Annotated in this window: 20 protein-coding genes; 5 read left to right on the forward strand and 15 right to left on the reverse strand. The window is 37.9% G+C overall.

The window, feature by feature from the left end:
* Positions 1-131 precede the first annotated feature (131 nt).
* From RBU59_RS14235 to RBU59_RS14275, 9 genes are all read right to left on the reverse strand, one after another.
* Entirely contained in the window at positions 132-581 is a 450-nt protein-coding gene (locus RBU59_RS14235; RefSeq protein WP_308148520.1) for a DUF3021 family protein, read from the reverse strand.
* A gap of 11 nt (positions 582-592) precedes the next feature.
* A complete protein-coding gene (locus tag RBU59_RS14240; protein ID WP_308148521.1) occupies positions 593-1,030 on the reverse strand; it encodes a LytTR family DNA-binding domain-containing protein in 438 nt (145 codons plus the stop codon).
* 275 nt (positions 1,031-1,305) lie between these two features.
* Entirely contained in the window at positions 1,306-2,544 is a 1,239-nt protein-coding gene (locus tag RBU59_RS14245) for an alpha/beta hydrolase (protein WP_308148522.1), read from the reverse strand.
* Positions 2,545-2,667: 123 nt separating this feature from the next.
* Positions 2,668-3,540, reverse strand: a complete 873-nt coding sequence (locus RBU59_RS14250; RefSeq protein WP_308143185.1) for a class I SAM-dependent methyltransferase — start codon at positions 3,538-3,540, stop codon at positions 2,668-2,670.
* 541 nt (positions 3,541-4,081) lie between these two features.
* Positions 4,082-4,831 carry a phosphate ABC transporter ATP-binding protein PstB gene (gene pstB, locus RBU59_RS14255; protein WP_308143186.1) on the reverse strand — a complete coding sequence of 250 codons (750 nt, stop codon included), beginning with the start codon at positions 4,829-4,831 and terminating at the stop codon, positions 4,082-4,084.
* A 2-nt stretch (positions 4,832-4,833) separates the two neighbouring features.
* Positions 4,834-5,712, reverse strand: a complete 879-nt coding sequence (pstA, locus tag RBU59_RS14260; RefSeq protein WP_308143187.1) for a phosphate ABC transporter permease PstA — start codon at positions 5,710-5,712, stop codon at positions 4,834-4,836.
* Positions 5,705-6,583 carry a phosphate ABC transporter permease subunit PstC gene (gene pstC, locus RBU59_RS14265; RefSeq protein WP_308143188.1) on the reverse strand — a complete coding sequence of 293 codons (879 nt, stop codon included), beginning with the start codon at positions 6,581-6,583 and terminating at the stop codon, positions 5,705-5,707. The genes pstA and pstC overlap by 8 nt, the downstream gene beginning before the upstream one ends.
* 181 nt (positions 6,584-6,764) lie before the next feature.
* On the reverse strand, positions 6,765-8,156 hold the full coding sequence (locus RBU59_RS14270; protein WP_308143189.1) for a substrate-binding domain-containing protein: 1,392 nt from the start codon (positions 8,154-8,156) through the stop codon (positions 6,765-6,767).
* Positions 8,157-8,589: 433 nt separating this feature from the next.
* Positions 8,590-9,267: a CPBP family intramembrane glutamic endopeptidase gene (locus RBU59_RS14275; RefSeq protein ID WP_308143190.1), complete on the reverse strand. Its 678-nt coding sequence runs from the start codon at positions 9,265-9,267 to the stop codon at positions 8,590-8,592.
* 272 nt (positions 9,268-9,539) lie between these two features.
* On the opposite strand from RBU59_RS14275, the gene RBU59_RS14280 reads away from it, so the two are divergent.
* The gene (locus tag RBU59_RS14280; protein ID WP_308143191.1) at positions 9,540-10,025 is read left to right on the forward strand and encodes a QueT transporter family protein; all 486 of its coding nucleotides are present in this window, start codon (positions 9,540-9,542) and stop codon (positions 10,023-10,025) included.
* A 151-nt stretch (positions 10,026-10,176) separates the two neighbouring features.
* On the opposite strand, the gene RBU59_RS14285 is transcribed toward RBU59_RS14280, so the two are convergent.
* Entirely contained in the window at positions 10,177-12,831 is a 2,655-nt protein-coding gene (locus RBU59_RS14285; protein ID WP_308143192.1) for a cation-translocating P-type ATPase, read from the reverse strand.
* Between the two features lie 356 nt (positions 12,832-13,187).
* Positions 13,188-14,579: an asparagine--tRNA ligase gene (asnS, locus tag RBU59_RS14290; RefSeq protein ID WP_308143193.1), complete on the reverse strand. Its 1,392-nt coding sequence runs from the start codon at positions 14,577-14,579 to the stop codon at positions 13,188-13,190.
* Positions 14,580-14,843: 264 nt separating this feature from the next.
* Here asnS and RBU59_RS14295 point away from each other — a divergent pair, with 264 nt between their 5' ends.
* From RBU59_RS14295 to RBU59_RS14310, 4 genes are read left to right on the forward strand one after another with little or no spacing between them, the layout of a single operon-like run.
* Positions 14,844-15,089: a (2Fe-2S) ferredoxin domain-containing protein gene (locus RBU59_RS14295; protein ID WP_308143194.1), complete on the forward strand. Its 246-nt coding sequence runs from the start codon at positions 14,844-14,846 to the stop codon at positions 15,087-15,089.
* The gene (locus tag RBU59_RS14300; RefSeq protein ID WP_308143195.1) at positions 15,086-16,831 is read left to right on the forward strand and encodes a [Fe-Fe] hydrogenase large subunit C-terminal domain-containing protein; all 1,746 of its coding nucleotides are present in this window, start codon (positions 15,086-15,088) and stop codon (positions 16,829-16,831) included. Before RBU59_RS14295 ends, RBU59_RS14300 begins: the two co-directional genes overlap by 4 nt.
* A gap of 19 nt (positions 16,832-16,850) precedes the next feature.
* Positions 16,851-18,023 carry a SpoIIE family protein phosphatase gene (locus tag RBU59_RS14305; protein WP_308143196.1) on the forward strand — a complete coding sequence of 391 codons (1,173 nt, stop codon included), beginning with the start codon at positions 16,851-16,853 and terminating at the stop codon, positions 18,021-18,023.
* 56 nt (positions 18,024-18,079) lie between these two features.
* On the forward strand, positions 18,080-19,534 hold the full coding sequence (locus RBU59_RS14310; protein ID WP_308143197.1) for a 4Fe-4S dicluster domain-containing protein: 1,455 nt from the start codon (positions 18,080-18,082) through the stop codon (positions 19,532-19,534).
* 158 nt (positions 19,535-19,692) lie between these two features.
* Here RBU59_RS14310 and rpiA read toward each other — a convergent pair whose 3' ends face one another.
* The 4 genes from rpiA to RBU59_RS14330 all read right to left on the reverse strand — a co-directional run bounded on the left by rpiA (position 19,693) and on the right by RBU59_RS14330 (position 22,939).
* On the reverse strand, positions 19,693-20,358 hold the full coding sequence (rpiA, locus tag RBU59_RS14315) for a ribose-5-phosphate isomerase RpiA (RefSeq protein WP_308143198.1): 666 nt from the start codon (positions 20,356-20,358) through the stop codon (positions 19,693-19,695).
* A gap of 88 nt (positions 20,359-20,446) precedes the next feature.
* Positions 20,447-21,163, reverse strand: a complete 717-nt coding sequence (locus tag RBU59_RS14320; protein WP_308143199.1) for a PHP domain-containing protein — start codon at positions 21,161-21,163, stop codon at positions 20,447-20,449.
* On the reverse strand, positions 21,144-21,491 hold the full coding sequence (locus RBU59_RS14325) for a hypothetical protein (RefSeq protein WP_308143200.1): 348 nt from the start codon (positions 21,489-21,491) through the stop codon (positions 21,144-21,146). The genes RBU59_RS14320 and RBU59_RS14325 overlap by 20 nt, the downstream gene beginning before the upstream one ends.
* Before the next feature lie 140 nt (positions 21,492-21,631).
* Positions 21,632-22,939 (reverse strand): [Fe-Fe] hydrogenase large subunit C-terminal domain-containing protein, encoded by a 1,308-nt coding sequence (locus RBU59_RS14330; protein WP_308143201.1) that lies wholly within the window; start codon positions 22,937-22,939, stop codon positions 21,632-21,634.
* Positions 22,940-23,063 lie beyond the last annotated feature (124 nt).

Consider the following 23,063-nt stretch of genomic DNA (forward strand, 5'->3'; position numbering starts at 1 on the left):
GATTCAGTATAAAATCTAAAACATATATAACTCCCTGCCGAATTGACAGGGAGTCTTTCTTTTATGATCGTGTTTTATTGTTTTATTCTTCTTTTGTCACTTAGGTAAAAGTATTAAATAGAATTAAGATCTTATTCGGTAAAATGTTTCTCTTCTTTTGTTTCCTGGATTATATTATTTCTTTGTTCCAGCTTGCTGTTAATCCATATTTCATCTTCTTTACTGATTTTGGCATTATGAATAGTCAGACCTGCGGTAATAACAATATATATAATTGTAAATATAATGATATTTGAAATTCTGAAACCAAACCAGTTAAGAAAATAAGCCATTGTCAAAAATATACCATAGATCAAACAATATACAATTCCATCCTGAAGGTGTTCATTCTTAAAATCTACCTTGTTAATTAGATAAATTACTGCACGTGTTACAACTAAAAGTGCCACAAACTGTAATACAAAAACATGATATCCCGTCGGATCGTTGTTATTAATAAGATTGTTAATGGACGTAAATACAATTATTAATGTAAATGTCATACATATATTAGGTATATGATACTTTCTTATCTCTTTCATGTGATATCTCCCTATTCTTCTAATTTTTTCTTTAAATTATCAATATAATTTCTTGATACAATAAGTTTTTCGCCATTTTTCATTGTTGCTTCCATTCGGTGATTTAAATAGGACCGAACACTTTTTAATTCATTCAGATTCATCATGCAGTTTTTACTGATACGTACAAAAGAAGTATATAAAAGCATCTGCTCTAAAGAAGATAATGTATCCTTATATTCATATACTTCTTTGCTGCAATAAAGAAAGGTTTTACCATCCACAGAATCTATGAAGATAATATCTTCCAGTGGGATTGTATAACTCCCGGTACCCTTGATTCCCTGCAGTGAAAAGTAGTGCTGCCTTATGATGTTAATCAGCTTTTTTAATCTGTCATCCATAACAGTACAATTAATAATAATTTCATTCTCTTTAATATCCAGACTTTGATTTACTGACAGTTTCAAAAGAACTTTCCTCCTTCCCTTAATCTAAATTAAACTTACCTAAATTATATAAATTTATTTTATACATATCAACCGCGGTGGAATCAAATACCTAAATCGAGGTATCAGATACCACTACATTAACCCTAAGTTTCGTTAAAAATTGAATCTGAAAAAGAGGACTGTTTCCAGCCCTCTTTTAGGCAACACATGTATATCAGGTAATTCAGGCATGTCACAAAATCCTTATACAGCAGAATTAAACGTTTAGAAGACTTTGTTTTAAATATAAATGATCATTTATGCCGCACCTCATTTTCTAAAAAACCGAGAACTTTCCTACAGTATTCCTCATCTTTTGCAACATTTTTAAAATCACAGTCTTTCACGATAAAATGCTCCCAAGAATTACGCAGCCAAACTTCCGCGTCCGGATATGCTTTTTTTAACCTATGCATACTAACGGCAGGCACTTCGGTATCCCCTTTACTCGCAATTAGAAATACAGGTCTTCCATCGGCATTTTTAATCTGCTCCACAGGTTTAATATGGTCTACTTTATTACTGCCATATACCAGTTTTAAAGAGGATTTGAAAAGCGGTTTTTCTATAGACCGAAGAAAAACCGGTACCCCAAGTCCCGCAAGCTCGTCCAGCACAACATCTTCAAAGCTGGAATATGCCGACATAGCGATCAAAGCATCAATATCCTTTATCTGTCCAAATGCATTTACCGCAATCGCACCGCCCATAGAAGCTCCCTGCACCACAATCGGTACATCTTTATACTTTTCTTCGTGCTTAATGTAATCTACAACAGCTTTCACATCATTCACTTCGTCATAACCCAGACATATCCTGTTACCATCGCTTTTTCCATGCCCGCGGACTTCAAGTAATATGGATGAGTAACCCTTTTCCTGCATGAATTTTGCATGTCCGTAAAAATATGTAACAGATGGCTGTACTATACCGCTTAAATAAATAATAACTGCTTTCGGATGGTCGTAATATATTTCCGAAACCCATATATTCAGACCATCCTCATTCTTTAAATACATTTGATTTTCTTTCAGATTATAATCGGCCGCCTGAAAAACATCCTGCAGCGGGAAATCAAACGTTGCATACCCGCGGTAATTAACATGACGGTTCATAAACATAGGCAATGCAGCATATGGGATCATTACTAAAAGTATAAGGAAAACTGCAGCTATGATTGCAATCGTTTTTGCGATAATATGAGTCATATTTTCTTTTCCGGTCCTTGATTTTATTCTGTCGGAATAATCCTGCTTTAATTTTCTGCGAAATAGGATATGAATCGTTATGGCCCCTATCAGCAGCGGAGCATAAATCAGACCATGAAGAAAAGCTCTTAATGTATTAATATCGGCTCCATATTCAACCGTAATATTAATTATCATCGTAATCAATAATAGTAAGAATATTGCGATAGATAGAACCGATATGCACTTCAGCCTGATGTAAGGTTTATTTTTTATATGGTTTAAATCTGCTTTATGAATTTTCATCTTTAACTCCGTTAAACATTTTTATTTTAACCATATTTTACCATTTTCTGTAGTTATATGCAACATTGGTAATTACCTTGTAAGTAAAACCACTTCATTGATTCTATGGAAAAAATGAACTATCTACTTTGTGGCAGCAACACCCAGACATTTTGTTTTTTCCTCATAATTCTTACCTGTTAGATCACTCCAAACATCCTGTACCTGATAACCATATTTCTTCATTAATTGCAGAATATTCTGCTTAGAGTAATAATGGTCTCTTAAATGATAGGTAGTTATAGCGCCCTTGTCATCTAGAATGGTATACTGCCGCAGCAAAATATTCTCGACTTCAAAGTCAAACGTCTGTTCCAGAACAAGATGCGGGTTCGGCTTCCAAAATCCAGATTCGCTCATATACCAATTACGCAAAGGCAGCTGCTCCCAATTGAACCTTGTGAAAACATCAAATACAAAGGTACCACCAGGTTTCAAGGCTTTATATATCTTTTCTAATAACAGATCCCGTCTATTATCAGAAAGCGCACCTAAATCACAATATATCAGGAAAATAGCATCAAACTCATGGGTATAGTCCATTGTAATATAATCCTGACAGATATACCGAATGTCTAAGGAATTTGTGTCCGCATACTTCCTGGCATAATCAATAGAATTATGGGAATAATCCATGCCTGTAACATTTAACCCATACCTTGAGAACCTGGTACAGTAGAGACCGGGGCCACAGCCCAGATCTAATATTTTTGCACCTTTTTTTAAATTCAGGTATTTTGTCTGCCACTCTACAATCTGTTCAATTGTTTTATGATTATAACTTGCCGCATCCCAATTCGGATTTAAATGAGCCTCCAGCATTTGCTGTGCTATATGAGGGTCATCCCAGAATAGTTCCTCATCATCAGTATTTAAGTCCGGCTTTTTCACCGAATTTAGCAACAGATTTATATTTAAATTACCGTTTATAATAATGTTATTATCTTTTTGCATCATAATTAATTCCTCCAATTTTATTAACAAAATAAAAGCATAATAATTTAGCCTAAATTAATAAGAGTCTGACTTGCCAGACACCAGAGGCGAAGCGCTGTCACTTTAGTGACCAATTACCATGTAGTCTCAAGCGTATCCTGCCGGTCGGGCATTTTATTTACCCGGGAAGTTCGGAGAACTTTCCTGGCAAATAAAAAACCGCAGATTTACTCTGCGGCTCAAACTCCTTGATAAAAGCACCTGAGAGTAATCTTAAAATCATCCAAATAAATGAGTACAAAAACTAAACTGTTCATTAAAACAGCTATACCTTTTACTCAAATATTCTGCTAAGTGATTTTAAAATTACTTTTCCGTGTACACTTGTTATAATTCTAAAGCATACCGGATAACATTCCGCCTTCCTCAACTAAATTATTATGCTTATTCTGTTAAGTTCTATCTTACGTAATACCGGCAAATTTGTCAATATCAATGTTTTTAAAACCTTCCATTTAATGATACGGATGGCCAATATGAGAATAACCCCGGCTCCAAGACATTAGCCAAAATGTCCGCACACATAATCCGATGTTTTCTTATTGCCTGGATTGGTAAAGATTTTATCGGTAGTATCAAATTCAATCAGATCACCCATTAAAAAGAAAGCTGTTTTATCTGCTATACGGGAAGCCTGCTGCATATTATGGGTAACGATAACAACGGTATAGACTTTTTTCAATTTGATTAACAAATCCTCAATCTTATAAGAAGAAATAGGATCAAGGGCACTGGTTGCTTCATCCAGTAAAATTACCTCCGGATTAAGGGCAATGGCCCTGGCAATGCAAAGACGCTGCTGTTGTCCGCCCGACAGCGACAGGGCGCTTTTTTTTAAACGGTCTTTCACTTCCTCCCAAAGGGCAGCGGCTCTTAAGCTGCTTTCCACGATTTCATCCAGTTCACCTTTTCTTTTACCATGATATTTCGGTGCATAAGCAATATTGTCATAGATACTTGACGGGAAAGGATTAGGTTTCTGAAATACCATACCAATTTTCTTACGGATCAGCATAGGGTCGATTTTGCTGCCATAAATATTGATATCATCATATATTACTTCCCCTGTAATCCTGCAATTAGGAATGATATCATTCATTCTGTTCAGAAGTCTTAAAAAAGTTGATTTACCACAGCCGGAGGGTCCGATTAATGCAGTAATCTCATTCTTTTCAATATCCATATTTATATTATTGATTGCCTTTTTGTCTCCATAATAGAGATTTAAGTTTCTCGTAGAAATAATGCCCATTATTAAGCGCTCACTTTCTTTTTGAATCGTCCTGCAATTATATTAGCAGTAAGATTAATAATAAACACCAGAATCATTAATACCGCAGCCATTGCATAAGGAACCCAATCTGGCGTACCGCCTTCGGTTGCATATAAATAGAGCTGCACCGTCAAGCCTGCCCCAGGTTCAATAATATGCCTTACATAATTGGCCGGCATGGTGTAATCTACTCCTGCTGTATAAATAAGTGCTGCAGATTCACTAACGATACGTCCTATACTTAATATAATTGCTACAACAATTCCGGGTAAGGCACAGGGAAGCATAATGGTGCGAATTATGTACAGCTTGGAAGCTCCGAGAGCAAATGCCGCTTCCCGGTAAGATGGATTTACCTGCAAAAGCGCTTCTTCTGTGGTACGGATCATAGTGGGCATAACAATCAGGGCACAGGTGAGAGCGCCTGAGAGCATAGAACCGCTGCCGCTGCCAAATTTTAAGGCATTAACGAAAAACGCCAAACCAAATAAACCATATACGATGGACGGAATTCCTGCCAGAATTTCGATACAGAAACGAAATGCTATTATAATTTTTCCTGGTTTTGAGTATTCTGCCAGATAGATTGCAGTTCCTATTCCCACCGGTATTGATACGATAAGTGTAACTACTACAATATATAATGTGTTAATAATCATCGGTGCAATACCATAAGTTTCGTTCAGACGGGAAGGTGCCTGGGATAAAAATTCCCAATTGATATAAGGAAGCCCTTTGGCAATAAGATATACTATAATTGCCGCGACTAAAACAACCACCACAGCTGTTACCGTATAAATCAAAACCCGAACGGCTATGATACCAGGTCTTATTTGTTTATCATACCTTTTTTTATCCATTTATATTACCCGCCTTTTTTATAAAAAAATGAAAAATAGAATTGATGATAAAAACAAACACAAACAGTACTAAACCAATACCAATCAATACTCCTCTGGTTTGTTCTGTTGCATAGGACATTTCGGTAACAATAGCCGTTGTTAAGAAACGGGCCGGTTCCGTCATTTTCGGCATCTGGGGAATGTTACCGGCTACCATGATAACCGCCATGGTTTCGCCGATTGCCCTGCCCACTCCAAGGAGAACCGCTGCCATGATCCCCGATTTCGCTGCCGGCAGTACTACCGTAAATAGAGCATACTCCTTACGGACTCCTAGGGCAAAGGCAGTTTCCAGATAACTTTGGTTTACCGCATTGATACTCGACTCACTTACGCTGATAATGGTAGGCAGTGTCATAATAATTAATACAATAATAGCCGAAAGCATGGATAATCCGGAGGATAGATCATATAGTCTCTGAACAAAGGGGACGATAAAAATCAGTCCCAAAAAGCCATAAATAACCGAGGGAATACCGGCTAACAAGCTGATAACAGCCCGGATAACCGTACCCAGTTTCTTTGGCATCAGCTGTCCGATGGCAAGAGCTACTAAAATTGAAATCGGTACTGCAATCAATACCGTAAAAAAAGTTACATAAAAAGAAGATAATATAAAGGTTGCTATTCCGTATTGGGGAGGTTCGTTCGCAGAATTCCATACAGTTCCAAATAAAAACTCTTTAAGCCCTACCTTTACGATACTGGGGCCTCCGTTTGCAATCATGAACACTCCGATTAAAACTACCGATATGATGGTAATTAATGCAAAGAAAAATACGACCGCCTTAAAAATACTGTTATAAATATATACTTTCTGCTTATTCATATCTTCTCCTTGAGAATAGGATATTGACACTGCCAGGTGGCAGTGTCAATAAAAATTCTATATATTAAGACTTTCATTTACCTTTATCGATCAATACAAATTGATCTTATGTAAGAAACGATCAGCGGGAACTGTTAATAACTTCATGCGTAATTACTTCCGATTATTATTAAGCTAAGAATTATTCTGTTACTGTAATTTTACAGGTTGCAGTTTTTTTACCCTCTTTGGTTGTAACTGTGATAACTGCATTTCCTGCTTTTTTACCGGTAACAACACCCTTTGAAGAGACAGCCGCTACTTTTTTATCAGAAGAACTCCAGATAACACTTTTGTCAGCGGCAGCGGAAGGATTAACGGTTGCTTTTAAAGTCACGGTCTTACCTACTGCTACAGAAGCCTCTGCCTTGCTTAATTTAACGCTGGTTACAGGACTTGCTACGGTTACTATACATTTTTTTATTATGTTAGAACCATCTGTAGTCTTAACTGTAATAGTTGCAGTACCGGCTCCCACGCCTTTGATCATACCGGTGGAAGAAACAGTCGCAACAGCGAGATTTGAGGAGATATAAGTTAATTTCTTATCACTTGCATCTGCAGGCTGGATAGTTGCAGTTAAAGAATAGCTGAAACCGGGATTAATTGTAACGGAGGTACTTCTTAAGGTGATATCTGTAGCTTTTGTTCTAACAAGACCATTTTTAATAAAACCTAATTTATCAATAATCTTCTGTCCGTCAGCGCTTGCAATGAAATCTAAAAATGACTGTGCGGAAGGAGATATTGTTTTATTCTTATTATAAACAAGCAAGAAAGGTCTCTTAATTGCATATGTACCATCTGCTACAGTATACTTAGACGGTTCAACGCCCTCTATTTTCAGAGCCTTTACTTTCGTTTCATCCATATCTCCAAGAGACATATAACCAATCGCTCCGGTATTATTCTGAATGGCTGTCTGAACAGCACCTGTACTTGATAAGGAGCCGTCAAGTTTTAAATCATAACCGCCAGGAAGTGCCTTGCCATAATCTACTTTAAAAAAGTCTTCAAAGCAGCTTCTGGTACCGGAACCGGCTTCACGTCCAAAAGGAGCAATCTTAGTACTTTTTGAATAAGAATCACTGATCTGATTCCAATTAGCAGCAGAATCATCTTTCGTATAGATTTTATATAGATGTGCAGGAGAAATCTCATTAAGTGGGTTCTTTTTATTTACAACAACAGCAAGTCCGTCCATACAAATCTGAATTTGGTTCAGTACTGCTGACTCATCACTTGTTAACGCTCTGCTTGACATACCAAAATCAACCGTGCTATTGGAACTCTCGGCATCAGCAATACCTGATCCGGAACCGGTAACATTCTGTTCAATAATTTTGATACCTGGGTTTTTAGCCATAAACGCCTCTGCAAGGGCCTGAATAAGCGGATTAACCGAGGTTGAACCAGAAAATACAACTGTTTTTGAATCTGCAGCAAATACCGTCGTTGGTACAAAAGAAAAACTGGTAAAAAGCATTGTCACTAATAAAACTAATGATGAAACCTTTTTTGCATAATTTTTCATATAAATTCTCCTATCATAATATTTTTTATGTACTCTTCATAACTACTTCGTAATTATAGTTTATGAATGTAAAAGTAAATACCAAAAAACCAGGTAATTTATATATATTTTGTAATAAATATGTAAATTTATTATAATATTCCATATTTACAAGCAAGGTCTAAAGGGCATATTAACCAAGTATTCGTGACCTTCCACTCGTAAAAAACATTTGGAGTAGGTTCTTTTCTCTGCCTTTATCAGCCTTTATCTTTCCCACGGATGCAGGCTTTTTATATAATTTACGTTTTCTCTCTTTTCATCTGATTTTATCCGTTTCACGTAAGAACTGAGTCAAAAATAGAGTCAAAAAAGAGGACTAAGCTCAGTCCTCTTTTTCTTCTTATCTACTAATTTTTATTGATTTCCTTGTTCCTGTTCCGTTTTAAAAATATCATATTAATAATTTATTTATTAGTATGGCAACAAAAAGCACAATGCCCTGTATTAAAAAAACCAGTAAAATATTGTTATATGCATCGCTATAGGTTGTTGCTATATCCCAGGCAACATGGAAACCGATTAACGGAATCAAGGAACCCACCACTTTATAAAGAATTGCAAAAAATACCCCAAAAAGGAATAGTAATATATAGATAAAAACATTAATTTGCTCTGAACTGATAAAATGCAGAGCCGCAAACATAGCAGATGATACTATAATATATGATAGCAACGACATATCTTTCATTTTTTGAGCGATATAACCTCTGAAAAATAATTCTTCTGAAAACCCAACAATACAATAATATAATATTGTAAAGCTTATAGCCTCTGTATTATGTTGTATATCTCCTGTTAATAAATCATAGAAAAGTGGCACCATACCTATAAGCAAAAATAGAAGCATTATAATCAATATTTTTACTGACCAGTTAAAACCTAATTCTTTAAATGAGGATTGATCTATTATTTTTACACAAAATAGAGTAACCACACAGATACTTGCAAATGGAATAATCCTGGAAATGTCACCCCCATGAATTCCCATTCCCGAGAGAATTAGTAAACATCCATACATGGCTCCAATCATAATAATTTCAATTAATATTAACAATAGTATTTTTTTCATTTTATACCCCTTATATTCTTTATAAATTATAACGAATTTAATGGTAAAAAATCTTCAAAGTATTAATCAGTTATAAATTTCTAACATTGCAAAACCTACATCAGCACTTGACAACTTCCAATTACATGCTATACTAATAAAGTCGCAAATGCCCATAAAAACAAGGTCTTAAGGGCAAAACATAAGAGAAACCAAAAACTCTTTCTCTTATGTTTCATAACCGAGTGTTCGTGACCTTCCACTCGTAAAACAAAACTAAAGGAGAATTTCATATGAAAAACAAAACTCTATTTATCACACAGGCTGCTTTGATTGCGGCTATCTACGTGGTTCTGGTTTATGTGTTTAAACCAATCAGCTTTTCCTATATACAGGTAAGAATTGCTGAAGCATTAACCATTTTACCCTATTTCACACCTGCTGCCATACCGGGTCTAACCATCGGATGTTTATTAGCCAATTTACTTACCGGAGCAGATCTGATGGACATTATTTTTGGTTCCCTGGCTACCTTAATCGGCGCAATTGGTTCCTACCTTTTAAGAAAACAGAAATTCCTTGTTCCCATCCCGCCCATCTTAGCTAATTCAATTATCGTACCGTGGATACTCCGGTATGCTTATGCAATGGTTTTGCCCATTCCCTTTATGATGCTGACCGTTGGAATAGGCGAAATTATATCCTGCGGGTTACTGGGTTTGTTATTATTATTTGTTCTTAATAATTACAGAAACATAATTTTTAAATATAATACTTGATTCAAAAATAGGGCTGATGCAAATATCAATAATCATCTTACTTTAATCGCTAATAAGATAATTTTGAATTTTGCCACAGCCCTGTTTTTTGTGTCTCACTCTGGAATTTACACTAATCTAAATCTTCTGCTAATTATCAGAACTAAAATAATTACTTCTGTTTTATTTCCGTTTTATCTCTCATTCTTTGAAAACATTTAACGATTTCCACAATAGGAATAACCACCATACCAAGTCCCATTGCGGTCAGATATTCAAGCACCGATATACTTTCAAATTGAAAAGCGTTTGCTAACGGTGGAACGAATATTACTGCAGATGTTAATATAAAGGAAGCAATCATGGCACCATATAAATATTTATTATGATGTTTTATTCGGAAGATGGAGTGGCGCCTGCTTCTCATATTCATGGAATGAAACATTTCCGCCATGGAAAGGGTTAAGAAAGCCATTGTGATTCCATCAGGGCTTTCCGCTATTTCAAATACTCCTGACTCAATATAGTGTCCGACAAAATAAGCTATAACCGTTACTGCGGTAATCATAATTCCCTGCCAGATAACGTCAGAACCCAGTCCCCTTGAAAAGATTCCTTCCTTTGCATTTCTTGGAGGACGGTTCATCGTATCGGCTTCTTCTTTTTCCATACCAAGCGCAACTGCCGGGAATGTATCGGTAATCAGATTAATCCATAGTAAATGTACCGGTTTTAATATGGTAAATCCCAGTAATGTAGATATAAAGATAGATAACACCTCGGATAAATTGGAGGATAATAAGAATTGGATTGCTTTACGAATGTTATCGTAGATACGTCGGCCTTCCTCCACCGCATTTACGATGGAAGCAAAATTATCATCGGCCAATACCATATCTGCAACATTTTTCGTAACATCAGTTCCCGTGATACCCATACCGATACCAATATCGGCCGTTTTTATGGAGGGTGCATCATTTACACCGTCACCGGTCATAGCAACTATCATCCCCTTACTCTGCCATGCTTTAACGATTCGTACTTTATGTTCCGGCTGTACACGGGCATAAACGGAATATTTCACAATATCTTTATCCAGTTTTTCCTCGCTTAATTCGTCCAGTTCTGCTCCGGTTAATGCTTCCGACGCTCCCTCTATAATTCCCAGCTGTTTTGCTATGGCAACAGCAGTATCCTTATGATCTCCGGTAATCATAACCGTACGGATACCGGCTGCCTTACATTCGGCTATGGCCGGTTTTACTTCAGGGCGGATTGGATCAATCATTCCGGTTAATCCGACAAATATAAGCTCCTGTTCCAGATATTCCGGTGATGTATCCTCCGGCAGGTTCTCCCACCTGCGGTATGCTCCGGCAAGGACACGCAATGCCTGCTCGGCCAAGGTTTTGTTAGCCTTTAGTATTTCACCTTGCATTTCTTTTGTCATAGGTTTTATATCAGAACCGTCCCAGTAAGAGGTACAACGGGCAATCAGTACGTCCGGTGCACCTTTGGTATATTGTTCGAACCAACCATTTGGAAGCTTATGTATGGTACTCATAAGCTTTCTTCCGGAATCAAAAGGTGCTTCCAGGGCACGTGGTGTTTCAATTTCCGCTTTATTTTTTTGTATTCCAAGCTTATAACCATAATTTACAAGAGCTGCCTCCGTAGGCTCTCCCTCTGCTTCATTGGATTCATTCAGATGTGCATCATTGCACAGTGACATCACACGTCCTAACAGATACTCATCTTTGCCAAAGCTGTCTACTACAGTCATTTTATTTTGTGTTAAAGTACCTGTTTTATCGGAACAAATAACATTGGTACATCCTAACGTTTCAACTGCAGTTAATTTTCGGATTACCGCACTTCTTTTTGACATGTTGGTAACACCAATGGATAATACGATTGTTACTACAGCGGCTAGTCCTTCTGGAATAGCAGCTACGGCTAAAGATACGGCAACCATAAAGGTTTCAAGGATACCCTCCCCTGAAATATCAGGATAAAGACGGAATATATTAAATAAAAAGATCACAACACAGATTCCAAGAACAAGTGAACTCAGCGTTTTACTGAGCTGGTTTAATTTAAGCTGAAGAGGTGTTGTATTTTCTTTTGCCTTTGTAATGGCATCTGCAATCTTACCCATCTCCGTATCCATACCGGCAGCTGTAATTACGGCATTTCCTCTTCCGTATACAACCGTACTGCCCATGTATACCATGTTTTTTCGATCACCAAGGGAGATGTCTTTCTGCCCGCCTAAATTCAGGACGCTAATAATTTTATCGACCGGAACACTCTCACCGGTCAAAGCAGCTTCTTCCACTTTCATGCTGGCTGTATCTAATAGCCTAGCATCTGCAGGGACGGAGTCACCGGCTTCCAGTACGATAACATCACCAACTACCAGCTCTTCGCTTTTTACCTCCTGAATTTTACCGTTACGTATCACCTTTGATGTTGCTGCCGAAATGGCCTGCAGAGCTTCAATTGCTTTCTCTGCCTTGCTCTCCTGATATACACCCAGGACAGAATTAATGATAACCACAACCAGAATGATAATAACATCGGCAAAGGATTCATGGGCGTATACAGCGGTAATACCGGATATCAGCGCGGCTGCAAGCAGGATCAATACCATAGGGTCTTTTAACTGGTTTAAGAAACGAATAAAAAGCGGATCCTTTTCGGCCTCTTTCAATCTATTCCTGCCGTTTTGTGTAAGCCTCATGTCGGCTTCTTTCTCAGTAAGACCACTTTCTTTCGTTTTTAACTTCTGTAAAACTTCTTCTGACGTTTGTAAATATTCTTTCATTAAATCCTCCTAATAAAAAAAGATCAAGTTACTGTACTTGACCTTTTTATTAAAAAAGACCCAGGTACAGTATATTATTCTGTACATGAGTCTCATATTTTAAGATAAGCCAGACTGCGTAAACAGCCAGGGTTGTTGACTTACCACGCTATTACATAAGCGCTAATTACTCCCTCATTCATTTAATATTGGAATAATAGCATGGTGTTTAATAATTGTCAATACAATGTCAGTTTTTTATTAAAATTTAATAACATTAGGGATGATTTACATAACACAATCAAACATCACCCCCTACAAAGTCTTTTGGGAGTAAAACACCCGTCTTAACTGCGAGTTAACTGTTTCGAGTCATCTTATAACTCACAATTATTAACGGTACGCGGAAATGGAATGACATCTCTGATATTACCCATACCGGTTAAATACATAACGCAGCGCTCAAAACCTAATCCGAAGCCGGCATGTCTTGCAGAACCGAATTTTCTAAGATCCAAATAAAATTCATAGTCCTCTTTCTTAAGGCCTAATTTGTCCATTCTGGCAACTAATTTATCATAGTTATCCTCTCTCTGGCTTCCTCCGATAATTTCACCGATACCGGGTACTAACAGATCCATTGCTGCCACCGTTTTATTATCTTCATTTAACTTCATATAAAAAGCTTTAATCTCTTTTGGATAGTCTGTTACAAATACCGGCTTTTTATAAATTTCTTCCGTTAAATATCTCTCATGCTCTGTTTGCAGATCGCAGCCCCAGCTTACTTTATATTCAAAATTATCGTTATTTTTCATAAGAAGTTCAACCGCTTCCGTATAAGTAACATGTCCGAACTCAGAGTTCATAACATGTTCCAGTCTCTCCAAAAGACCCTTATCCACAAATTGATTAAAAAACTTCATTTCCTCCGGCGCATGGTCTAACACATAACGAATTACGAATTTAATCATACCTTCCGCCAAAGCCATATCATCCTTTAAATCAGCGAAAGCAATCTCCGGCTCTATCATCCAGAATTCCGCTGCGTGACGTGTGGTATTGGAATTTTCTGCACGAAAAGTTGGTCCGAAAGTATAAATATTACGAAAAGCCATGGCATAAGTCTCACCGTTTAACTGTCCGCTTACTGTTAGATTCGTTCCCTTGCCAAAGAAATCTTCAGAATAATCCACTTTTCCTTCTTTTGTTCTCGGTAAGTTGTCCATATCAAGTGTGGTGACCTTAAACATCTCTCCGGCTCCCTCAGCGTCACTGCCTGTAATTAACGGGGTGTGTACGTATACGAAGTCCCTGTCCTGAAAATACTTATGAATTGCATAAGCAATCAGGGAACGTACACGGAATACTGCCTGAAACGTATTCGTTCTTGGACGTAAATGTGTAATCGTTCTTAAGAATTCCAGGCTGTGTCTTTTCTTCTGCAACGGATAATCTGTTGTGGAAAAACCTTCTACTAAAACGGACTTTGCCTGTATTTCAAAAGGCTGCTGCGCTTGTGGAGTAGCCACCAGCTCACCCTCAACGATAATTGCCGATCCCACATTTAACTTGGATATTTCAGCAAAATTCTCCATACTGTTTTGGTAAACAATCTGTAATGTTTCAAAATAAGTACCATCATGCAATACAATAAAACCGAAAGCTTTGGAATCCCTGACGCTTCTTACCCAGCCTCCTGCCTTTATATTTTTACCAATATACTTTTCTTTTTCTCGATACAATTCCCGAATTGTAATCAATTCCATATATCTGGCTCCTTTGTAATTTTATTCATTATTGATTAGATTAAAGAACTTAAAAACCTTGTTCCCGATCTTGTTACATTGTTCAGAAATTACAGCCAAGTTTGTAACTTTCTCACTCCTTTTAATTATATCATATCATAGTATGATTACAACCGAAAAGTTTTATGTGTATGAAAGAATCCTTTGACAGTGATATGCAGAAGTGCTAGAATTAATTTTAGACATTGTTAAATAAAAAACAATCTTTATTAGGAGGATAAAGGTATGGTTATCACTATATGTATTGGGAGTTCCTGTCATTTAAAAGGTTCAAGGGAGATTGTTCAGACTCTGGAAAGACTTATTTCTTTACATAAACTAGACGATAAGGTAGAATTAAATGGTTCCTTTTGTATTGGGCAATGTGTAAAGGGTGTATGCGTAAAACTGGAAGAAACCGTGTATTCCTTATCTCCGGATAACATAGAAGCCTTTTTTAATGAAGAAGTACTTGGGAGGTTGACGGAATGAATGTAATCGGCTTTAAAGAAGCTAAGTGCAGAAATTGTTATAAATGTGTCCGTACCTGTGAAGTAAAAGCCATTACGGTAAAAAATGAGCAGGCACAGATTATGAATGATAAATGTATATTATGCGGTCAATGTCTTGAAGCCTGTCCCCAGAATGCCAAAACATTTATAAGCGACCTGGATAAAGTAAAAGGTTATTTAAGAGATCATATACCAACTGTAATATCCATCGCTCCTGCCTATCTTGGTATATTAAAATATAAAACCCCCGGCCAGGTCATCACCGCATTAATGAAACTTGGGTTTTCCATGGTTCGTGAAACGGCAGAGGGTGCAGCATTTGTAACGAAAGAATATGAAAAACTATTGACAGCCGGTATCATGGATAATATAATTACAACTTGTTGTCCGAGTGTAAATGATTTAATAGAAATCTATTACCCCAGCCTTACAAAATATATGGCACCTGTTGATTCTCCCATGATTGCCCACGGCAAGCTGATTCGGAAAGAACTAGGCCATAATGTGAAGATTGTATTCTTAGGTCCCTGTATCGCTAAAAAAAGGGAAGCGGAAAGTGACCCCAGAACCATTGGATTTGTTGATGCAGTGATTAACTTCCCCGAAGTGGAACAATGGTTAAAAGAAGAAAATATTGATATAATGGACCAGGAGGATACCCTGCCCCATAATCCAAATCCCCAGGTTAACCGGTTATATCCTATTAGCAGTGGTGTTTTATCTTCGGTTGTTGCTTCTAAGACAGTACCGGATAATTATCGTAAATTTTACGTTCATGGACTTAAAAATTGTATTGAATTGTTTGAAAGTATGGAACGCGGTGAAGTATCCGGCTGCTTTATAGAAGCAGATATCTGTAACGGAGGCTGTATCAAAGGCTCCGCCGTTGACAGGGAAGCTATATCCCGCTTTAAGGTAAAACTGGACTTAGAAGAGGCCGTCCCTAAAAATCCTTTAAGAGATCCTTCCTTTTATGACCGTGCAAAAGATATTTCTTTTCATAAAGTATTCTTAGACCGTTCCCCCAAAGATCCCCTTCCCTCAGAAGAAGAGATAAACCATATATTAAGCAAAATCGGCAAAACAAAACCGGAAGATGAATTAAACTGCGGTGCCTGCGGTTATGTAAGCTGCAGAGAGAAAGCAATTGCAGTTTACCAGGGTAAAGCCGAGCTTACTATGTGTATTCCTTACATGCACGAGAAAGCCCAGTCAATGGCCAACGTTGTTCTGGATACGACTCCCAATATAATAATATTAGTGGATTCTGAATTAAAGATAGTTGAATTCAGCGGCGCGGCCGAAAACTATTTTCATGTTCCCAGATGCCAGGCGATAGAAATGTACTTATATGAAATTATAAACCATACGGATTTCCTCGAGGTGTTAACCAGTCATAGCCCAATCATGGGTAAAAAAGTGGAATATCCGGAGATCGGACTTGCCACACTGCAGAATATCGTCTATGTGCAGGAGCAGAATGCAGTACTTGGTATCTTTCAGGATATTACCTTGGAAGAAGAGAAAATAAAACAGGCTTATAAAGTAAAGGTTGATACCATAGAAATGGCTCAGAAAGTAATTGATAAGCAGATGCTGGTTGCCCAGCAGATAGCCGGCTTATTGGGGGAAACAACTGCAGAAACAAAAGTAACCCTGACAAAACTAAGAGATACCATTCTTTATGATGGAGTTGAACAGCCAAAGAAGGAAACGATATAATGGCGGAGAGGAGCCGGATATGAATGTAAGTATCGATGCTTCTTACAAAAGTTTAAATAAGCATCATGAAGAACTTTGCGGAGACAAAGTTGAACTTTTGAAAACAGAGAATTCCAATATCATGATTTTAGCCGATGGTATGGGAAGTGGAGTAAAGGCAAATATACTGGCTACCCTGACCTCCAAAATTCTTGGTACCATGTTCTTAAATGGAGCCAGTATTGATGACTGCGTGGAAACTATAGCTAAAACCCTTCCGGTATGCCAGGTGCGCCAGGTGGCATATTCCACTTTCAGTATCCTGCAGATCTTTCATAACGGAGAAGCTTACCTGGTTGAGTTTGACAATCCAAGCTGTGTATTTATCCGGAACGGCAAACTTTTAGAGATACCGTACCAGGAGCGGATTATTGAAAATAAAACAATCCGTGAATACCGGTTCCAGGTAACGATCAACGACTGTTTTATTCTGATGAGTGACGGAGTCATCCATGCCGGTGTGGGACAATTATTAAATTTTGGCTGGACCTGGAAAAGTATGGCCGATTATGCTTTAAATTCTATGAGGGAAACTCTCTCCGCCTCAAGACTTGCTGCCATTCTCACCAAAGCCTGTGATGATTTATATATGCAGGTTCCGGGAGATGATACTACGGTAGCGGTGGCACGTATTATTAATACTAAAGTAGTAAATTTATTAACCGGTCCCCCCTCGGATAAAACAGATGATGCCTATATGATTCATGAGTTTATGAAAGACACCACTAAGAAAATTATCTGCGGCGGAACCAGTGCCAATATTGCTTCCAGGGTAATGGATAAGCCTATAAAAACCTCTTTAAATTATACGGATCCCTCTCTTCCTCCCATTGCATGGATTGATGATATTGATCTTGTAACCGAGGGAGTCTTAACGTTGTCCAGAGCATTGGTTTTAATGAAACATTATATTGAAGATAATGTAGATGAATATTTCTTTGAGGAATTAGATAAAGACAACGGTGGATCTAAAGTAGCTAAGTTAATTATAGAAGATTGCACTGTTCTAAATTTATTTGTCGGCAAGGCAATCAATGAAGCACATCAGAACCCCGGTTTACCCTTTGATCTAAGCATCCGTATGCATCTTGTGGAACAGATTAAAGATACGGCGTTGAAAATGGGTAAACAAGTGACTGTAAAATATTTTTAATAAATACAAATTATAATATTTAAACTGACGGCAAGAGTACCAAAAGGAGTGATAAGATGCTAGGAGTAAATACGAATATTGACACTATAAAACAGGAGGTTCTTTATGAAGTCGCAAAACTTGCATTCAATGGCGAGTTGGATGAAAAAAAAGAAGCTCTTCCCTACGAACTGATACCCGGGCCGCAGGCTAATTTCCGTTGTTGCATCTATAAAGAGCGTGAAATTATCCGTCAAAGAATCCGTCTGGCAGAAGGCAAGTCACCCTCAGCCGGCTCTGATAATAAAAATGTAGTGCAGGTGATTAATTCTGCTTGTGAGGGCTGTCCCATTACACGTTTCGTCGTGACGGACAACTGTCAGAAATGTATGGGAAAACGATGCCAGGAAGCTTGTAATTTCGAAGCTATTACCATGCTTCGTGACCGTGCTTACATAGACCCGAATCTTTGCAAGGAATGCGGTAAATGTTCTCAGGCATGTCCTTATAATGCCATCGCAGACCTGATGCGTCCTTGTAAAAGAAGCTGTCCGGTTGACGCAATCTGTATGGATGAAAATAATATTGTGGTAATCAATGAAGAAAAGTGTATAGACTGCGGTAACTGCATTAAAAACTGTCCTTTCGGTGCAATTTCAGACCGTTCCTTTCTGGTGGATGTCATCGAACTGATAAGACGCCCTGATATACCGGTCTATGCTATGTTAGCCCCCGCTTGGGAAGGACAGTTCGGTGCAGAGATAACTACTGCCGGTATGGCAGAAGCCTTAAAAGGAATAGGTTTTGAGGGAATGTACGAAGTAGCCCTAGGAGCAGATCTGGTAGCTGCCAATGAAGCTTTAGAATGGGCTGAGGCTTATAACGACGGTAAAAAAATGACTACCTCCTGCTGTCCTGCTTTTGTTAAAATGATAAGAAAACATTATCCTAAATTAGAAACTAATATCTCTACTACCGTATCACCTATGACTGCCACCGCCAGGTTAATAAAAACCCTTCACCCCGGTGCCGTATGTGTATTTATAGGACCGTGTATTGCAAAAAAAGGGGAAGTTTTGGATACGGTTGCCTTAAAAGGTGCCGATTATGCCCTGACCTTAGAAGAACTTTATGCCATGTTCCGTGCAAAAGATGTGGAACCCATGGAAACAGAAGAAAATTTACAGCAGGGAAGCATATACGGTAAGAAATTCTGTGTATCCGGCGGTGTTACAACCTCTGTAATTAAGTCCCTAAAAGAAAATGGTAGCGAAACAGAGCTTTCCGTCCGTGTTTGTAACGGTGCTGCCGATTGTAAAAAGGCTTTAATGCTTTTAAAAGCAGGTAAACTTCCTGAAAACTTCATAGAGGGAATGGTGTGTGAAAGCGGTTGTTCCGGCGGACCAGGAAGTATCTTAACCGGACGTCCTGCATCGGCTAACCGTGATAAATTATTTGCAAAGGCAGATAACAGAGAAATTAATAAGAATGTAAAACTATATGAGAATTTGGAATTTTACATGCACAAATAATTTATCTATACTCTGAAATTACATCACCTGACCAGAAATTTAATTGACCAATATACTGTTCTCCTTGAAATATATTGGTGAATGTCAGGTGAATGATTCTTTGAATCATAAAAAACTGCTACTATTTTTCATAACTTTAACAAATCATTCGCACTTAATTATCTAGTTAAAATATTAATTTCCTCATTTTTAGCAATAATCACTTTATCCACTATATTAATAAATAATCCATGTTCAACCACCCCGGTAATATTATTCAGCCATGAATTTAGTTCATGTACCTTTTCAATATATTTCATATTTAAATCAAGTATATAATTTCCACTATCCGTAGTAAAAACTTCACCATTTTTCATCCGGAGGATAGGATTCATATCATTTTTTTCAAAAAGTCTGCTTAAGTGCATATAAGAGTTGGGTATTACTTCTACGGGTACCGGAAATCTTCCTAGCTTTGAAACATACTTGTTGGAATCAATTACCCATATATTATATTTTGAATATGTTGCAACTATCTTTTCTAATAACAAAGCACCACCGCCGCCCTTAATTCCATTTAAGCTTGTATCGACTTCATCTGCACCATCAATAGTTATGTCTATGTAATCAATACAATTTAAATCAACCATAGGAATTCCAAGTTTGACTGCTATATCATTCGTAGCCTGTGATGTTGAAACAGCCTTTATCTTAAGACCATCTCTTACCATACTTCCAATTTTGCAGATTGTATAATAAACTGTACTTCCAGTCCCAAGTCCTATAACCATGCCATCTTTTACATATTCTGCTGCTTTTTCACCGGCTGCTTTCTTATCATTCATCTTGTTTTCCTTCCCGCAGATTTGTATCATTTACAACTTCATTTGCTCCCTTATTATTTGGGATTAATTATGATAGCTTTTGAATCTTTTATGGCACCTGCAATGCCTCTAAGATGTCCCGAACATCCTTGCTTTTCACATGAAGATAATTAACCGGTTCATTCATATGCTCCAGATAGTGAGCATCGGAACTGCTGATAATTTTACATTTTTCCAGATAGGGATTTGTTTTCTTAAGTTCATGCAGTTTTGTTAAATCCTTAAGCTCTACACAGGAAAATTTAGAATCCGGTGGAATAAAACCCAGATTGGACAGCAGGCTGTTGGAACTTTTATCAATATGAGCCGGAATCATGATACCATTATATTTTTTAGTCAGTTCATATACCTGGTCAAAGGAAATATTGGTTGCATTAATAAGCAGATTTGGTTCCGTTCCGATTACCTCATCCGATTCATCAACTATCTCCTGTTTTCCAAAGATAGCTTCCTCATTAGGAAACGGTACGATCTGACTGTAAACATATTCGTCAAAACTCATGGCATCTTTAAGTTCCGGAAACAAACATACTACATGTACTTCTTCGGCCGTACATAATTCCATGCCGGGAATTGCCGTAATTCCATAATCCATTGCAATCTTTAGGAAGGCCGGGCAATTTTTACAGGAATTATGATCCGTAAGTGCGATTACATCCAATTGTTTTATCAAAGCCATACCTACGATATTCCCGGGGGTCATATCAGAATCGCCGCAGGGTGATAAACAGGAATGAATATGAAGATCATAAGTTATCGGAAGCATGAATCATTTCATAAACCATAAGTGACGTATCAAATATGGGTTTATCGGTGCTTAGCACCGTAATATTTTGAACCTTGGCCTTATTCAGTGCAGGAACATCCAGCACTGCCCCCTCGGCTAAGATAATACATGCTATATCCGTAAGTGCCGCGACTGCCAGCGTATTTATATTTCCCATAACCGTTACCCAGGCTGAATCCGCCGGAGCCTTTCCCATTGCTATACTTAGAAGATCACAGCAAAACGGTTTGGTTATTACTTTACCTAAGTTATCGCCGACATTAATCACTTCGAATACACCCTTGTCAATTAATTCCTGTACTGTCATTATCCACCTAACCTTTCTGTAACCAATACCTTTTGCATATCATAATTGTATTCTGCAATTCTTTCAATCTGCTGCTCTATACTGTAATTGCATACTGTATTTGCATAATGCCTTTGCATAAAACAGGCGGATCATCAATCTTATTCCTTTTCTGTATTCCTGCTCTGGCTGTCTAACATTGACATCTCACCCGATATCTTGTGAATATATTCACGAAGAATATGTATACAGTCTTTTTCGTTCGCTACACCACGGACAACATCTTCTGCCAGAGCCTTACAGGTCGGCGCTCCGCAGGAACCGCAGTCCAGCCCCGGAAATCTTTCACATAATTCTTCCACTTTCGCCATCATGGCTATACTTTCCTTAATATTCATTCCTAATTTAAATACCGGCTCATACCTGACTTCTTCCGTCCAATATACATCCGTTACATTATCATTCATTAAATGATTGCAGGCGACGGGCATATACTTTCTGAGGCGTTTTATTTTAACTTTGGCAACAAACGGATTTTCAACTGTAAGTACACCGCCGACGCATCCTCCGCTGCATGCGTTTAATTCAATAAACTCCAGGGAGCTGAATTTCTGGTCTTCCAAATCTTCAAGAACCCGAATTACATTCTCAATACCGTCAGCAGCAAGATAGCTGTCCGTAAGCAGACCTCCTGCCTCACCACCGGCACCTCCCCAGCTGATGCCAATCTTGCCGGATATGGCGATCTCTTCTATGCTCTGACCTGCTTCTACCTCACGCATTAAAGGTAATAGTCTCGGATATACCTCCTTAATTGCCAGAACACCGTCCACCTCACTTTTTTCAATCCCAAGAGGTGTTTTGACCGCACTGACTTTGGCCGGGCAGGGAGATATAAAGATAATACCGATTTTATCGGCAGGCAATCCTGTTTCTTTCATGGCTTTTTCTCTGGCTAAAGATGCGGCCAGGTCTACCGGTGCTTTAACCGGAAGCAGATGTTCGATCAGATTAGGAAAACGTACCCGGATCAAACGAACAACAGATGGACAAGCCGTACTGATTAAGGGCCATTGCTCTTTATGCTGCTTAACATACTTTCTTGAGATTTCAGAAACCAGTTCCGCTGCACCGCTTACTTCATAAACGTCGTCAAAGCCCATACGTTTTAATGCGGTAAGTAAAATATTAACATCATCTAAATTATTAAACTGTCCATAAAGGGAAGGTGCAGGTAAGGCTACGGTATATTCATATTCTTTCAAAATACTTAATGGGTCATAAATTGCCAATTTAGCATGGTGTGGACATATTCTGATGCATTCCCCGCAGTCAATACAAAACTTTTTTGTAATTGCAGCCTTTCCATTCCGTACCCGGATTGCCTGTGTGGGACATCTTTTAATGCAATTGATACAGCCCTTGCACAGATTCTCATCCAGGCGAACAGCAGTAAAAAACTTATCCATTTCTTACTCCTCCCCAGTTGAAAGGTATTGCCTGATTAAGGCAAATAAATTAACGGTTTGCTATATTTTATGTTCATAAAAAACCGAACTTCATATACTTATGGTCTTTTTATGGAATTCTTTT

This window comes from Anaerocolumna sp. MB42-C2, assembly GCF_030913705.1.
Classification (GTDB): domain Bacteria; phylum Bacillota; class Clostridia; order Lachnospirales; family Lachnospiraceae; genus Anaerocolumna.

Excerpts from the sequence above, each read along its gene's own strand:
- RBU59_RS14295 (WP_308143194.1), top strand. The coding sequence starts at position 14,844 with ATGGTTATCACTATATGTATTGGGAGTTCCTGTCATTTAAAAGGTTCA.
- pstC (WP_308143188.1), bottom strand. The coding sequence starts at position 6,583 with ATGAATAAGCAGAAAGTATATATTTATAACAGTATTTTTAAGGCGGTC.
- pstA (WP_308143187.1), bottom strand. The coding sequence starts at position 5,712 with ATGGATAAAAAAAGGTATGATAAACAAATAAGACCTGGTATCATAGCC.
- RBU59_RS14310 (WP_308143197.1), top strand. The coding sequence starts at position 18,080 with ATGCTAGGAGTAAATACGAATATTGACACTATAAAACAGGAGGTTCTT.
- rpiA (WP_308143198.1), bottom strand. The coding sequence starts at position 20,358 with ATGAATGATAAGAAAGCAGCCGGTGAAAAAGCAGCAGAATATGTAAAA.
- RBU59_RS14275 (WP_308143190.1), bottom strand. The coding sequence starts at position 9,267 with ATGAAAAAAATACTATTGTTAATATTAATTGAAATTATTATGATTGGA.
- RBU59_RS14250 (WP_308143185.1), bottom strand. The coding sequence starts at position 3,540 with ATGATGCAAAAAGATAATAACATTATTATAAACGGTAATTTAAATATA.
- asnS (WP_308143193.1), bottom strand. The coding sequence starts at position 14,579 with ATGGAATTGATTACAATTCGGGAATTGTATCGAGAAAAAGAAAAGTAT.
- RBU59_RS14270 (WP_308143189.1), bottom strand. The coding sequence starts at position 8,156 with ATGAAAAATTATGCAAAAAAGGTTTCATCATTAGTTTTATTAGTGACA.
- RBU59_RS14235 (WP_308148520.1), bottom strand. The coding sequence starts at position 581 with ATGAAAGAGATAAGAAAGTATCATATACCTAATATATGTATGACATTT.
- RBU59_RS14300 (WP_308143195.1), top strand. The coding sequence starts at position 15,086 with ATGAATGTAATCGGCTTTAAAGAAGCTAAGTGCAGAAATTGTTATAAA.
- RBU59_RS14305 (WP_308143196.1), top strand. The coding sequence starts at position 16,851 with ATGAATGTAAGTATCGATGCTTCTTACAAAAGTTTAAATAAGCATCAT.
- pstB (WP_308143186.1), bottom strand. The coding sequence starts at position 4,831 with ATGGGCATTATTTCTACGAGAAACTTAAATCTCTATTATGGAGACAAA.
- RBU59_RS14285 (WP_308143192.1), bottom strand. The coding sequence starts at position 12,831 with ATGAAAGAATATTTACAAACGTCAGAAGAAGTTTTACAGAAGTTAAAA.
- RBU59_RS14320 (WP_308143199.1), bottom strand. The coding sequence starts at position 21,163 with ATGCTTCCGATAACTTATGATCTTCATATTCATTCCTGTTTATCACCC.
- RBU59_RS14330 (WP_308143201.1), bottom strand. The coding sequence starts at position 22,939 with ATGGATAAGTTTTTTACTGCTGTTCGCCTGGATGAGAATCTGTGCAAG.
- RBU59_RS14325 (WP_308143200.1), bottom strand. The coding sequence starts at position 21,491 with ATGACAGTACAGGAATTAATTGACAAGGGTGTATTCGAAGTGATTAAT.
- RBU59_RS14245 (WP_308148522.1), bottom strand. The coding sequence starts at position 2,544 with ATGAAAATTCATAAAGCAGATTTAAACCATATAAAAAATAAACCTTAC.
- RBU59_RS14280 (WP_308143191.1), top strand. The coding sequence starts at position 9,540 with ATGAAAAACAAAACTCTATTTATCACACAGGCTGCTTTGATTGCGGCT.